Source organism: Azospirillum brasilense, from assembly GCF_005222205.1.
Taxonomy (GTDB): domain Bacteria; phylum Pseudomonadota; class Alphaproteobacteria; order Azospirillales; family Azospirillaceae; genus Azospirillum; species Azospirillum brasilense_G.
Map to the genome: position 1 here is coordinate 1,845,937 of NZ_CP032345.1, position 13,759 is coordinate 1,859,695.

Consider the following 13,759-nt stretch of genomic DNA (forward strand, 5'->3'; position numbering starts at 1 on the left):
CCATCAACCGAGCGACCATAGTAGCCGCCCGCTCGGCGTCGGCCGTGATGGTGGCGTTCAGGTCGATGCCGCAGTCGGCAAGGTCTGGGTCAGAAAGGGCGCGGCACCCTTGACTCGTTCGCCTCCCATTTTACCAGTAAAATGTGTCGTTCATGCAACGGCGTGTCGATTATGACACGCCATGGTGCTTGTCCAACAACCCAGCAGCAACGTAGCAGTCGAGATGATGCCGCGCGTCCCAATTGAATTCGCGTCGGTCGACGCCGAGGTCGAGGCATTCACCCAACATGGTGATCAAGACGGCATGTTGTTCGTGCCAGTTGCTCGCGTCGTCGTCCATCGCCTCGGCCATCGCATTCGTGATGATCACGGCCAAATCGGTGGGTAGGGATTTGTGAAAGACCCTCACTTGCTCGCCCCCGCCACGGCCTGCTTGGCGATCTTCGCGATGGTGGCACGGCTCGCGCCGGTCGCGGCGTTGATTTGGCTGTAGGTCAGCCCCTTGGCGAGCATCGTGGCGATTCCGGCATTTCGCTTCTCGTCGGCCGGGCGGCCCTTATACCGCCCGGCTTCTTTCGCTTTGGCTTGCCCCTGGGCCTGACGCCGCCGCCGGTCTTCGTAATCCTTTCGGGCTACGGCAGCGAGCACGTCGAGCATCATGCTGTTCACCGCCGAAAACATGCGGGCCGTGAATTCGTCCGTTGGGGCGGCCAACATCCACGACGTAGGGAGGTCGAGCGCCACCACCCGGATTTGTCGTTGGTCGAGTTCTGCGCGAAGCCGGGACCAGTCGGCGGCGGTCAACCGGCTGAGGCGGTCTACCTGCTCCACGAGAATTACATTGCCGGGTTCCTGGCAATCGCCCAGCAGCCGGAATAGCTCCGGCCGAGCCAGTTTCGCCCCCGACTCGTTCTCGACGTAGGTCGCCGCGATGGTCAGGCCGCGTTCGGCCGCGAACGCGGCAATTTGCTCGCGGGCGCGGGTCGCGTCCTGCTCGGTGGTGCTGGCTCGGAGGTAAGCTCGAACGAACATGGTGGTGTGCCATCCGGTTCACTTTGGATGGTTCATATAATAGTGGTTCATTTTGGTTGGTCAACAGGTATTTGTTGAACCAGTCGAAGGCTGGTTCAGTAGACCCATACCCAATTCGAACCGGCACTCTACTGCCGCAGGTTGGAGCGCGCGGCTTACCTCACGGCCCACCAGCCTCGACAGACGGCTGCCGGAACGACCAGCACGCGAACTGCCCCGGCCGGTTGCACTTGCCCTTGGAGTTACTGCGGTGGCATGCTCCAGCCGCAATTTTTGGCAAATCGGTGGCAGGGGTATGAGCGAAGCGTTTTTCGAGCGGCCGATCCTGAACTCGCCCTACGCTTACCCTGCCCGCCATTGGGAACTGGACGCCGACGGCCAGCCGACGAACCGGATCGTCGAGCATCGTCGCCGGTCCGAACTCATCAGCCCTATTCCGAAGACGAAGAAGCGCCGCAGCCCGACTCAGACAAGCCTCGACCTCGACCGCACCGCCGACCTGACGCACGACGGGCAGGAATACAACCCAACCCCCTACATCAACAAGATTCGCAGCGAGGTGGAATCCTGGCGCCGGTTGCCCAACCCCAATGACTGGGGGGTGACGCCGGAAACCGCCCGCCTGCTCCAGCATTGGCGTCACCATCCGTTCCAGGGGGTTCGCCCTTTCTTCTGCCAGATCGAGGCGGTTGAAACCGCGATCTGGTTGACCGAGGTCGCTCCGCAGCGCGGCGAAATCTGGCAGCACATCAAGGGCGCCAACCAGCAAGCCAACCCGGAACTGCTGCGCATGGCGCTGAAGCTCGCCACCGGCGCGGGCAAGACCACCGTCATGTCGATGCTGATCGCGTGGCAGACGGTCAACGCCGTTCGCCATCCGAACGCCAAGTCCTTCTCGCGCGGCTTCCTGATCGTGGCGCCGGGCATCACCATTCGTGACCGGCTGCGCGTGCTGCTGCCCAACGACCCCGAGAGCTACTACCGCAATCGCGAGATCGTTCCGGGCGACATGCTCGCCGACATCGAGCGGGCCAAGATCGTCATCACCAACTACCACGCCTTCAAGCGGCGCGAGCGCATGGAGGTTTCGAAGGTCGGGCGGGCGCTGCTCAAGGGGCGCGGCCCGGACCTCGACACGTTGGAAACCGAAGGCCAGATGCTCCAGCGCGTGATGCCGGACCTGATGGGCTTGAAGAGCATCGTCGTGCTGAACGACGAGGCTCACCACTGCTACCGCGAAAAACCTCCCGAACAGGGCGGCACCGATGATGTCGCCGCGCTGAAAGGCGACGAGAAAGACGAGGCCAAGCGCAACAACGAGGCCGCACGCCTGTGGATTTCCGGGCTGGAGACCGTCAAGCGCAAGTTGGGCCTGCGAGCCGTCTACGACCTGTCGGCCACGCCCTTCTTCCTGAACGGCTCCGGCTACGCCGAGGGAACCCTGTTCCCGTGGACGGTCAGCGACTTCTCGCTGATGGACGCCATCGAGTGCGGCATTGTCAAGCTGCCCCGCGTGCCGGTGGCCGACAACATCCCCGGCGCCGACGTGCCGAAGTTCCGCGACCTGTGGACCCACATCGGCAAGCGCATGCCCAAGGCTGGGCGCGGTGCGGGCAAGACGCTCGACCCGCTGGCGATCCCGGTGGAGCTACAGACCGCGCTGGAGGCGCTCTACGGCCATTACGCCAAGACCTTCGACCTGTGGGAGCATGAAGGTATCGGCGTTCCGCCGGTCTTCATCGTGGTCTGCAACAACACCGCCACGTCGAAGCTGGTGCATGACTACATCTCCGGCTTCCACCGTCCCAACCCCGATGGGTCCGCGACGTTGGAGCACGGGCGCCTCCCTCTGTTCCGAAACTTCGACGAATCCGGCAACCGGCTGGCCCGGCCGCGCACCCTGCTGATCGACAGCGAGCAGTTGGAGTCCGGCGAGGCGCTGGACAAGGATTTCCGCGCCATCGCGGGTGATGAGATCGAGCGGTTCCGCCGCGAGATCGTCGAGCGCACCGGCGATATCCGCAAAGGCGAGGCGATCACCGACCAAGACCTTCTGCGCGAGGTGATGAACACCGTCGGCAAGAAGGGGAAGCTCGGCGAGTCGATCCGCTGCGTCGTCTCCGTCTCCATGCTGACGGAAGGATGGGACACCAACACCGTCACCCATGTGCTGGGCGTGCGCGCCTTCGGCACGCAGTTGCTCTGCGAACAGGTGGTCGGCCGCGCCCTGCGGCGCCAGTCCTACGACCTGAACGGCGAAGGGCTGTTCAATGTCGAATACGCCGACGTGCTGGGCGTGCCCTTCAACTTCAACGCCAAGCCGGTCATCGCCCCGCCCGCTAAGCCACGCGAGACGGTGACGGTCCAGGCGGTGCGGCCCGACCGCGATGCGCTGGAAATCACCTTCCCCCGCGTCGAGGGCTATCGCGTCGAACTGCCGGAGGAGCGGCTGACTGCCGCCTTCGGCCCGGACTCCGTGCTCGACCTCAACCCCGATCTGGTCGGCCCGTCCGTCACCAAGAACCAGGGCATCGTCGGCGAAGGGGTCGATTTGACCATCGCCCATCTGGAGGACATGCGCCAGTCCACCATCCTGTTCCATCTGGCCCGCCACCTGCTGTTCCAGAAATTCCGCGATCCAGGCGCGGAACCGAAGCTCCATCTGTTCGGCCAGTTGAAGCGGATCACCAAGCAGTGGCTCGACGGCGGCTATCTGCGCTGCACCGGCGGCACTTACCCGGCGCAGGTCATCTACCGGGAAATCGCCGACATGGCTGCGGAGCGGATCACCGCCGCGATCACGTCGGCGCATGTCGGCGACCGGCCGGTCAAGGCGGTGCTCGACAGCTACAACCCCAAAGGCTCCACAGCCTTCGTCAGCTTCACCACGTCGAAGACCACGCGCTGGCAGACCGACCCGCGCAAATGCCACGTCAACTGGGTGGTCTGCGACAGCGATTGGGAGGCCGAACTGTGCCGGGTGGTCGAAACGAACCCGCGCGTCCTGTCCTATGTGAAGAACCACGCCCTGGGCTTCGAGGTGCCATACCGGCATGGCTCCACCCCGCGCCGCTACCTGCCGGACTTCATCGTCCGCATCGACGACGGACGCGGTGCGCAAGACCCGCTGAACCTGATCGTTGAGGTGAAGGGCTATCGCGGCGAGGACGCCAAGGACAAGGCGGAAACCATGCGTGCCTACTGGGTGCAGGGTGTCAACAACCTGGGCAGCTTCGGCCGCTGGGCGTTCACCGAGTTCACCGCCGTCTACGAGATGGATGCGGCTTTCGCGGCACTGGTCGAATCGTTCCAGTCAAAGCCAGCGAGCCGCTTCCGTGCATTTTTGGGAATTGCCGGTCCGGGGATGACAACGGACGAGATTATGGAGCTTACCCGTGGCGACAAATAACAGAACCTTGGTTGACACGAACATCCTGCTCGATCTCGTCACGAAGGATGAAAAGTGGGGGGGGTGGTCGGTGGCGCAATTGGAAGCTGCCGCTGCCAAAGGCCCTCTCTTCGTCAACAAGGTTATATTCGCCGAGTTGTCGGTCCGTTTCGACAGCGCCAAGAGCGTGCTCGCGATGCTGGACGGCATGAAGATCGATTTTGCGGATATTCCCCATGATGCCATGTTCCTTGCGGGCAAGGCGTTTTCCCAATATCGGAAGGCCGGGGGCACGAAGCAGGGGGTGCTGCCCGACTTCTTCATCGGGGCGCATGCCCAGGTGGTCGGGACACCGTTGCTGACCCGCGATACCGGGCGGTTTTCCACCTATTTCCCCAGCGTGCCGTTGATCACCCCGACGACGGTTCCGCCGCTGGCGGGGGGCGGCAAGCCATTGTGTCATTGATGCCGGACGGCCACCACGCCGGACCCGTGCGCACGGTTCCTATTGAGTTCTCATCGTCCCAAGGTAGATCACATGGCTGAGAAAGAGATCGGCGCGATTCGTCACAAGGACGCCAAGCGGCGGTTGATCCCGACGGCGGAGTTGCAGTCGGTGATGGACGAGGCCGAGAAGGCACCCGTCCGCGTCGCCTACGAGCGGCGCAACCGCGATCTCGATCCGCAACTGGTGTGGCGCGGCAAGGATGAACAGGATTGGTCGGACCTGATCGTCCAGGCGCCGCCGCTCTACATTCAGGAGAAGGTCCACCCGAAGGTTCTGATCGAGGAGTTGAAGCGCGAAACCCGTGCGCGGGCCGAGGGCAGGAAGCCCAAGGGCAGCAATTACGAGATGTTCGCCGACTTCAACGGGCTGCCCGACAAGGATGTGGCGACCGAGTTCTACCGCCACGACTCCAACTGGACCAACCGGATAGTGTTGGGCGACAGCCTTTCCGTGATGGCGAGCCTTGCGGAGCGCGAGGGGCTGCGCGGCAAGGTCCAGTGCATCTATTTCGACCCGCCCTATGGCATCAGGTTCAACAGCAATTTCCAATGGTCCACCACCAGCCGCGACGTGAAGGACGGCAACAAGGACCACATCACCCGCGAGCCGGAGCAGGTGCGCGCCTTCCGCGACACATGGCGCGACGGCATCCACTCCTACCTCACCTACCTGCGCGACCGCTTGACCGTCGCTCGCGACCTTCTGGCCGACAGCGGGTCGATCTTCGTCCAGATCGGCGACGAGAACGTGCATCGGGTGCGGGCGCTGCTCGAAGAGGTCTTTGGCGAAGATAATTTTATTTCAGAAATTCTCGTTAAAAAGAAAGGAAGTCAAAAATCATCAGGGCTTGATCCAGTTAATGATTACATACTCTGGTTCTCAAAATCATCACGCTCAAGTGGTGTTTTGAAGATACGCAGCCTCTTTGAGGCGAGAGAAATCGATGCCGAGACTATTGATGAGTTCTCCCGTGTCGAGATGCCGAATGGGAATGCGTATAATTTGAAATCTTATGTCGATAAGAGTGGTGGAAAGTTAGATTTCCGAGCCTTTCCGAAGCGAGTATTTGAGGAGTTCCCTGGTGGGCGCCTGTTCAGACCTTGGCCCATCACGAATGGTGGCGAGCGCCCTGCACAAATGGACCCTGTGGTATACAATGGAGAGCCTATCTACCCGCCAAAAGGAAATTGTTGGCGCCACACATCTCGCCCCGGCGATGAGGGTCTTCCGGGAATGGAAAGAAACAAAATCGCGGGGAGAATCATCAAGTCGAAGACAAGCCTGGACTATAAGCGTTACTTAGATGACTTCCCTTACAAGTCAATTTCAAATTGGTGGGATGGATTCGGTGGGGCAGCAGATCAAATTTATGTTGTCCAAACAAATGAGCGGTTGATCGAACGCTGTATCCTGATGGCGACCGACCCTGGCGATATCGTCCTCGATCCCACCTGCGGCTCGGGAACGACCGCCTATGTCGCCGAGCAATGGGGACGGCGGTGGATCACCATCGACACATCACGGGTGGCGCTGGCACTGGCCCGCGCCCGCATCATGGGGGCGCGCTACCCCTATTACCTGTTGGCCGATAGCCGCGAGGGCCAGATCAAGGAAGGCGAGGTCACTCGCACCCCACCGAAGGACGCCGCTACGCGCGGCGACATACGGCAAGGCTTCGTGTATCGGCGCCATGCCTACATCACGTCCGGTGTCATCGCTAATAACGCCGAGATCGACGTGATCTGGGAGGGGGCGCAGAAGCGGCTGGAGCCGTTGCGTGCTCAACTGAACGCTACGCTCGGCACCGGCTGGGAAGAGTGGGAAATCCCCCGCTTGGCGGAGGAGAACTGGCCGAAGGCGGCGAAGGCGCTGCACGCCGAATGGTGGGCGTTGCGCATCCAGCGCCAGAAGGACATCGACGCCTCGATCTCCGCCAAGGCCGAGTTCGAGTATCTCTACGACAAGCCCTATGTGGACAACGGCAAGGTCCGTGTCGCTGGTCCCTTCACGGTGGAGAGCCTGTCGCCGCACCGCATCCTCGCCATGGATCAGGACGACGAACTGATCGACCTGCTCGACGCGGCCGAGGGCAAGCGCAAGGCGTCCGACCTCGCCCCGGACGACTTCGCGGCGATGATCCTCGACAACCTGCGGGCGGCCGGGGTGCAGCAGGCGCACAAGGAGGACCGCATCGCCTTCACGTCGCTGACCCCCTGGCCGGGCGATTTCATCGCCGCCGAGGGGCGCTACATGGAGGGCGAGCGCGAACGCCGCGCGGGCATCCTGATCGGGCCTGAGTTCGGCACGGTGTCGCGCGCCGATCTGGTGGCGGCAGCCCGCGAAGCGGGCGACGCCGGGTTCGACGTGGTGGTGGCCTGCGCCTTCAACTACGACGCCCGCTCGGCCGATTTCGAGAAGCTGGGGCGCATCCCGGTGTTGAAGGCGCGGATGAACCCCGACCTGCACATGGGCGGCGACCTGAAGACGACAGGCACGGGCAACCTGTTCGTCGTGTTCGGCGAACCGGACATCGACATCCTGAAGGACGCCGACGGCCGCCTGCGTGTGCGGATCAAGGGCATCGATGTTTTCCACCCCTCCACTGGTGAGATCACCTCGGGTGGCCCCGACACCATTGCCGTCTGGTTCATCGACACCGATTACAACGAGGAGAGCTTCTTCGTCCGCCACGCCTATTTCCTGGGCGCGTCCGACCCCTACAAGGCCCTGCGCACGACGTTGAAGGCGGAGATCGACGCCGACGCCTGGGCCAGCCTGAACAGCGACACCAGCCGTCCTTTCGACCTGCCCACGTCGGGCCGGATCGCGGTGAAGGTCATCAACCACCTCGGTGATGAGGTGATGAAGGTGTTTTCAGTGGAGTGAGGCGATTGGACGACCGGGGGGACAACGAGGAGAACGCTGAAGGTGCGCCGGGTGGCCTCTATGGCGTTCGTCCCGCCGGACGGGAGGGATGGTTCCTGCGCGACCATCGCGGCGACCGTGCGGCTCTGATCGCCGTGCTCGCCGCCGAGGGCATTGTGGCCGAGGTGGTGGAGATCGCGCCGTTCCTGCGACGTGGCCCCATGTCCTTGCCGGACTTTATCCTCGACGAGATGGCATTGCATTTCGGGTGGAGCTTCGACCCTGCCATCGACGGCTGGCGGGCGCCGGGCGAGGCGCTGTCGCCCTTCCCCAGCACGCCCCTGCCGGTTGATCGGATCGACGTGCGTTACGAGGTTCCCAGGGGCTTCTTGATGCCGATCACCATTGCGGCGGGCGGCCAGAGCGTCACCTTCGATGTGACCAACACCTTCGATCCGATCCCCGGCATCACGCCCTGGCTTGAGCGGGTTCTGGACGGCGAGCACCCCCGGCTGACTATCGACCGCGAGGGCGAATACACCGAACTGCATGTCCTGCCCACCGACCAGGGCGTCCGCCTCGTGGTCGCCCTGCTGGAGGAGGAGTGGAGCACCCCGATTGATGTCCGCCTGTCCCGGTTGGCCCTGATCGCCGGGTTCTACCGCCCGCTGGTCGAGGTGTGGGAAAGCGATGCGCTGGTGACGGAGGGGTGGCGGCGCTGGCATTTCGATCTGGCCGTCGGTTCCAGCGGGCTGACGGCGGCCGATCACGTCCCTTATTCCGTCCGCTCGGCCCGCATCGACGCGGCGCTTGCCGATCACCCCGACAGCGTTGGAGAGACGCCGTGACCAAGCCGCGCGGCAAGCGCCCGGCCTACCCATCGCCATGAACCGGGTGGACGTGACCTATCCAGCTTAATTCGTGCTTGATCGTGCCCGTCGTGCCACTTGTTCTGCCTTGGTCGGGCGGCCACGCCGTGTTTGCTTCACTGAACTCCCGCTTGCTTGCGGTGTTCCACCCAGAACTGGACTTGCAGAAAGCCATGCCTCGACTTCGGATGTGACGTAGTAAACGCGGTTCGAACCGGGGTATAGGCGCCAAGGTGGACCGCTGCATGACGGGTTGTCCATCCGGCTTTTCTTCAAGCGGGAAACAGTCAAGATGCCTGGGTATTGGTTGGCAACTTGCTCGGTGGTTAGGAATCGCCCCATGTGGTGATCATGATCGTCTTGAGTAACCCGTTGCACGCGGCATATGGGTTCCCCGCGCGTGGCGGGCGGTGAGGCCAAACTGACCACCACCGATTTGGTCTACCGATCATACGAGTCGGCCAGTCCCGGTGTCAAAATTCACGTGCACGGTTCATCTTGGTTCGCAAAATCTTGGGGCAGCTTGGGACAGTGCCGAAGAACCACGGGGAACAACGGCGAACCAACTCGAACCACAAGGCACTGTTTTTGCTGGAAGCTGCGCGAAAGGTGATCGGCTTCAAGGCATCCAAAACGGCTTCCCAAGCTTACGACGAGGGTTCGATTCCCTTCACCCGCTCCAACATCTCCTTGAAAATCAGAAACCTGCTGAAGCCTGGGCCATCCGGGCGCGCAGGCGTGCGGGGTGGCCGCGGACGTCGTCCGGCGGCCCGATCCCCGTTGTAAACCGGCGCTTACCGGCGCTTGCCGTTATCGGACGTCAGCGCGCCGACCGCTGCACCGGCCGCACCACCGATCACACCGCCCATCACGGCGCTTCCCCCGGTCAGGGCGCCGACCGCGGCACCGCCTGCGGCGCCGATGGCGCCACCCGACAGCGTGCGCTGTTCGCGGTGGCTGAGGTTCGAGCAGCCCGTCAGGACAAGGCCGCCAACCACCATCACTGCCAGTTTCTTCACCATGCTCATACCCGTTCTCTTCCCTGCATTCTTGAGCACCACCAGCCGTGGAGGCCAGCGGTCAAGCCTGCGCTTGCGATGCATGCTTACGGAACGAACACGCTTTTGCGTGTGACTATTCCGGGGCGAAGAACCGACGATCCCATCCCTAAGAGGGTCGGATCGTTCCTCCTCCCTTCCTCGAAATAGGAATTCGCGACCGCGCTGCAAAGCCGGTGGAATGGTGTTTGGTCGGCGGTCCGAAAACTATAAGAAAAATCTGGTTATTTCCTATTTACCTTTTTCTGCGTCGAAAAGTTGCACGAATTCGGAGGCGTTTCCTCTTTACTTCATCCTGGCCGCGTGGAAGGTTCAGTGTCCTAACGACCTGCGCGACATCAAGGACGCAGGCTCATCGGAAACGTCCCAGGATGCCCGCCATGCTGCATCTTTCAAGGCCGCAGGCCCTTGCCGTCCTCCCGGCAAGCCGCCCGAGTGACCGCCGTGAACGACACCCGCTGCAGCCGGTCAGCGCCCATCCGTGCGCGCCGGCTTTCGAGCGCTCCGATGCCGCGATGCATCCAGCGGTGCCGGCGGCCGTGCCGGCGTCCGTGCCACGGATCCGCGCCGGCCTCGATGGGCAACCGCTGGCCCGCGTCATCCACATGGCGACCACCGGCGTGTGGGTGGTGAAGCGCCATGGCCGGATGCTTGAAATCGACGGACGGCTGCACTGGAACTGCCCGCGCACGCTCGCGTCGGACGCCGAGCGCGCCGGCGTCGTCCTGTCCGATCTGGTCGTGAACACTGGCCACCAGCTCTGATCCGATGGTGGAAAAAGAAAGGAGCGGCGCCCACCGGCGCCGCTCCTTCGCGTTCTCGGGTCCGGTGGGGAACGCCGGTCAGCGCTCCATCGTCACGGCCTTGATGGTCTCGACGCGGATCTCCTCGGTCAGCCGTTCCTTGTAGGCGGCGAATTCCGGGGTGGTCTTGACCTTGTAGGACCGGGGGTGCGGCAGATCGATGGGGATGTCGCACTTGATGCGGCCCGGCCGGGCCGACATCACCACCACGCGGCTGGCCATGAAGATGGCCTCGTCGATGTCGTGGGTGACGAACATCACCGTCTTGCGGTCGGCCTCCCAGATGCCCAGCAGCAGCTCCTGCATCAGCTCGCGCGTCTGGTGGTCCAGCGCGCCGAAGGGCTCGTCGAGCAGCAGCATCTTGGGGTCGTTGGCCAGCGCGCGGGCCAGCGCCGTGCGCTGCTGCATGCCGCCGGACAGTTGGGCGGGGTGGTGGTTTTCGAAGCCCTTCAGCCCGACCTGGGCCAGGAAGCGGTCGGCGATCGCCAACTGCTCCGCCCGCGGCAGGCCGCGCTCGCGCAGGCCGAAGCAGACGTTGTCGCGCACGGTCAGCCAGGGGAACAGCGTGTAGGACTGGAACACCATGCCGCGGTCGGGGCCGGGGCCGGACACCGCCTTGCCCTCCAGCAGCACCTCGCCGGCGGTGGGGGTCTCCAGCCCGGCGACGATGCGCAGCAGCGTGGACTTGCCACAGCCCGACGGCCCCAGGATGGTGATGAAGTCGTTGTCGGCGACCTCCAGGCTCGTCGGCACCAGCGCGCGGGTGGGCGCCGTGCTGTTGCGGCCGGGGAAGGTCTTCTCGACGTTGCGGATGGACAGCTTGCTCATGGCCGGCGCTTATCGTCCTTTGGCCCACGGGAAGAGACGGGCGTTGAGCGCCCGGAACAGCAGGTCGGTGATCAGGCCGATCACGCCGATGATGAAGATGCCGAAGATCATCTGGCCGGTGTCGAGGAAGCGCTGGGCGTCGATGATCATGTGGCCGATGCCGCGCGACGCGCCCACCAGCTCCGCCACGATCACGTAGGTCCAGGCCCAGCCGAGGACGAGGCGCAGCGCCTCGAAGATCTGCGGCGAGGCGGCGGGCAGCAGGACGCGCAGCACCACGCCGTCGCGCTTGGCGCCCAGCGTGTAGGCGGCCTCCACCAGATCGGTGCGGATGCCCGACACGATGACCGTCACCATGATGATGAGCTGGAAGACCGAGCCGATGAAGATGACCAGGATCTTCTGCAACTCGCCCACACCCGCCCACAGGATCAGCAGCGGGATGAAGGCCGAGGCCGGCAGGTAGCGGGCGAAGGACACGAAGGCCTCGAAGAAGGCCTCCACCGGCTTGAAGGCCCCCATCAGGATGCCCAGCGGCACCGCCAGGGCGGCGGCCATGGCGAAGCCGGCGAAGACGCGCCAGACCGTGACGGCGATGTCCTCGGCGAAGCCGAACTCCCGGAACAGCGCGATGCCCGCCGTCAGCGTGTCGCCGGGCGAGGCCAGGAACAGCGGCTTCACGAAGCCGCCGTAGGTGGCGATGCCCCAGCCCAGGAAGAACAGCACGAAACAGGCGATGCCCAGCACCGTGCGCAGCGCCGGAGCGACCGGCTTCAGCGGAGTGAAGAGGGGTGACATGGGATTGGTGGACCGTTGTCGGTGTATTGGACGCGCTTGCCCCCACCCCGGCCCTCCCCCGCTGTCGCAGGGGAGGGGGCTTGATTCCCTCCCCTGCGCAGCGGGGGAGGGTTAGGGAGGGGGCAACGGCAGCAGATACGTATCGTCTTACTTCACGAAGGACGTGTCGGTCATGCTGTCCAGGCTCGGCGGGGCCTTGCGGATCAGCTTGGCCTCCAGCATCACGTCCTGGACCTCCTTGATGAAGGTCGGCATCGTCTTGGTCAGATACTCGACGTTGCCGGCCTTGTCGTACCAGAGCACGGTCTTGGCGGATGTGGCGAACTGTTCCGGCGTCTGGTTGACGTCGCGGGCCATGATCTCGAAGGCCTTCTTCTCGTCCTTCTTGATCTCGTCCAGCGCCTCGAACCAGCTGTCTACGAAGGCCTTCACCACCTTCGGGTTCTTCTGGATGTAGTCGGGCTGGAAGGCCAGCGTGTCGATGATGACGCCCGGCGTCTGGTCCGACGTGACGATGATCTTGCCGTTGGCCTCGCGCACCTTGGACAGGTACGGCTCATAGGTCACGGCGGCGTCGAACTGGCCGGCGACGAAGGCGTTGGCGGCGTCGGACGGCTGGAGGTTGACGGTCTGCACCTCGCCGATCGACAGGCCGTTCTTCTTCAGCACATAGGCCAGCCAGAACTGCGGCACGCCGCCATACTGCACGGCCACCTGCTTGCCCTTCAGGTCGGCGAGGCTGTTGACCGCGTCGCGCACGACGATGCCGTCGCCGCCATGCGAGCTGTCGAGCACCAGCACCTGCGTCACGTCCACGCCGGAGGAGGCGTAGAGCAGGTGCGTGTCCACCGTGGTGGTGATCGCCTGCACCTCACCGGCCGCCATCGCCTGGTGGCGGTTGGAGGTCGGCATCTTCTTGATCTCGACCTCGATGCCGTTCTTCTTGAAGATGCCGGTTTCCTTGGCCAGCGTGATCGGCGCGAAGCCGGTCCAGCCGCTCATCGCCACGGTCACCTTGGTCTGCGCCGAGGCCGAAACCGCGCACAGCCCGGCGACGGCCGCCGCCAGGGCTCCGGCCATCCACGACGTCTTCCTCATGATCCCCCGCTCCCGGTTCTGAAGGTGTCTTTTGATCGCGCCGGGCGGCGGCCCGCCGCCCACGCATCCGTGTGCCGCATTGTGCACGCCCATGGGGCGGGTGGGAAGGGACGGCCGGCCGCGGCCGCGCAAGCCTGACCTTCGTTGGAAGGGTCGGAGGGAAGCTCTTGCAACCAAAGGCTTATTGGGATGCTTGCGTGCCCAATCCATATACCAACTGAACAAACCGCGACGGGTGTATGCCGTTCTTTTGGGCACCACAGAGGGGAGGCCGGACAGGATGCGCTCCATGGACCCGATGAACCCGCCGATGAACGCGATGGACCGCCAGCGCACGCTGGACTATTTCGAACGACTCGGCCGGGACAAGGTGCGACTGTACAGCGCCATCGACTGCGACCGTTACCTGGGCGGCTGGCAGGTGCGGGAACTGGCCGACCAGTGGCTGGCCGAGAAGGCCGCGGAGGAACGCCCGGTGCCGTTGTGGCGCCGGATCGTCCGGCGGCGCTGAC

At 63.9% G+C, this 13,759-nt stretch carries 11 protein-coding genes and 1 pseudogene; 6 read left to right on the top strand and 6 right to left on the bottom strand.

The genetic code is table 11. From position 1 onward, the window contains the following. Positions 1-169: 169 nt before the first annotated feature. Both D3869_RS08955 and D3869_RS08960 read right to left on the bottom strand, forming a co-directional pair. Entirely contained in the window at positions 170-370 is a 201-nt protein-coding gene (locus D3869_RS08955; protein ID WP_137139753.1) for a hypothetical protein, read from the bottom strand. Between the two features lie 35 nt (positions 371-405). Beyond that, positions 406-1,032 (bottom strand): recombinase family protein, encoded by a 627-nt coding sequence (locus tag D3869_RS08960; RefSeq protein ID WP_137139754.1) that lies wholly within the window; start codon positions 1,030-1,032, stop codon positions 406-408. A gap of 295 nt (positions 1,033-1,327) precedes the next feature. Between D3869_RS08960 and D3869_RS08965 the strand changes: the two are divergent. The 4 genes and pseudogenes from D3869_RS08965 to D3869_RS08980 form a co-directional block, all read left to right on the top strand. Continuing rightward, positions 1,328-4,360: pseudogene (locus D3869_RS08965) on the top strand (BPTD_3080 family restriction endonuclease); the annotation flags it as partial. Positions 4,361-4,427: 67 nt separating this feature from the next. Beyond that, a complete protein-coding gene (locus D3869_RS08970) occupies positions 4,428-4,886 on the top strand; it encodes a type II toxin-antitoxin system VapC family toxin (protein WP_137139755.1) in 459 nt (152 codons plus the stop codon). 72 nt (positions 4,887-4,958) lie between these two features. Further along, the gene (locus D3869_RS08975; RefSeq protein WP_137139756.1) at positions 4,959-7,814 is read left to right on the top strand and encodes a site-specific DNA-methyltransferase; all 2,856 of its coding nucleotides are present in this window, start codon (positions 4,959-4,961) and stop codon (positions 7,812-7,814) included. 5 nt (positions 7,815-7,819) lie between these two features. Then, entirely contained in the window at positions 7,820-8,641 is an 822-nt protein-coding gene (locus D3869_RS08980) for a hypothetical protein (protein ID WP_137139757.1), read from the top strand. Positions 8,642-9,456: 815 nt separating this feature from the next. Here the strand turns inward: D3869_RS08980 and D3869_RS08985 are convergent. Further along, positions 9,457-9,690, bottom strand: coding sequence for a YMGG-like glycine zipper-containing protein (locus D3869_RS08985; RefSeq protein ID WP_432613400.1), 234 nt, complete (start codon positions 9,688-9,690; stop codon positions 9,457-9,459). A 401-nt stretch (positions 9,691-10,091) separates the two neighbouring features. Here D3869_RS08985 and D3869_RS08990 point away from each other — a divergent pair, with 401 nt between their 5' ends. Further along, positions 10,092-10,484, top strand: coding sequence for a hypothetical protein (locus D3869_RS08990; RefSeq protein ID WP_137139758.1), 393 nt, complete (start codon positions 10,092-10,094; stop codon positions 10,482-10,484). A 78-nt stretch (positions 10,485-10,562) separates the two neighbouring features. Here the strand turns inward: D3869_RS08990 and D3869_RS08995 are convergent, their stop codons facing one another. From D3869_RS08995 to D3869_RS09005, 3 genes are all read right to left on the bottom strand, one after another. Continuing rightward, complete coding sequence (locus tag D3869_RS08995) at positions 10,563-11,351, bottom strand: ABC transporter ATP-binding protein (protein WP_014238630.1); 789 nt, start codon at positions 11,349-11,351, stop codon at positions 10,563-10,565. Positions 11,352-11,360: 9 nt separating this feature from the next. After that, positions 11,361-12,149 carry an ABC transporter permease gene (locus tag D3869_RS09000; RefSeq protein WP_137139759.1) on the bottom strand — a complete coding sequence of 263 codons (789 nt, stop codon included), beginning with the start codon at positions 12,147-12,149 and terminating at the stop codon, positions 11,361-11,363. A gap of 147 nt (positions 12,150-12,296) precedes the next feature. Continuing rightward, entirely contained in the window at positions 12,297-13,247 is a 951-nt protein-coding gene (locus D3869_RS09005; protein WP_137139760.1) for an ABC transporter substrate-binding protein, read from the bottom strand. A gap of 289 nt (positions 13,248-13,536) precedes the next feature. On the opposite strand from D3869_RS09005, the gene D3869_RS09010 reads away from it, so the two are divergent. Continuing rightward, positions 13,537-13,758 (top strand): hypothetical protein, encoded by a 222-nt coding sequence (locus tag D3869_RS09010; protein ID WP_137139761.1) that lies wholly within the window; start codon positions 13,537-13,539, stop codon positions 13,756-13,758. Position 13,759: the final 1 nt, after the last annotated feature.

Excerpts from the sequence above, each read along its gene's own strand:
- D3869_RS08960 (WP_137139754.1), bottom strand. The coding sequence starts at position 1,032 with ATGTTCGTTCGAGCTTACCTCCGAGCCAGCACCACCGAGCAGGACGCG.
- D3869_RS08975 (WP_137139756.1), top strand. The coding sequence starts at position 4,959 with ATGGCTGAGAAAGAGATCGGCGCGATTCGTCACAAGGACGCCAAGCGG.
- D3869_RS08985 (WP_432613400.1), bottom strand. The coding sequence starts at position 9,690 with ATGAGCATGGTGAAGAAACTGGCAGTGATGGTGGTTGGCGGCCTTGTC.
- D3869_RS08990 (WP_137139758.1), top strand. The coding sequence starts at position 10,092 with ATGCCCGCCATGCTGCATCTTTCAAGGCCGCAGGCCCTTGCCGTCCTC.
- D3869_RS08995 (WP_014238630.1), bottom strand. The coding sequence starts at position 11,351 with ATGAGCAAGCTGTCCATCCGCAACGTCGAGAAGACCTTCCCCGGCCGC.
- D3869_RS09000 (WP_137139759.1), bottom strand. The coding sequence starts at position 12,149 with ATGTCACCCCTCTTCACTCCGCTGAAGCCGGTCGCTCCGGCGCTGCGC.
- D3869_RS09005 (WP_137139760.1), bottom strand. The coding sequence starts at position 13,247 with ATGAGGAAGACGTCGTGGATGGCCGGAGCCCTGGCGGCGGCCGTCGCC.
- D3869_RS09010 (WP_137139761.1), top strand. The coding sequence starts at position 13,537 with ATGGACCCGATGAACCCGCCGATGAACGCGATGGACCGCCAGCGCACG.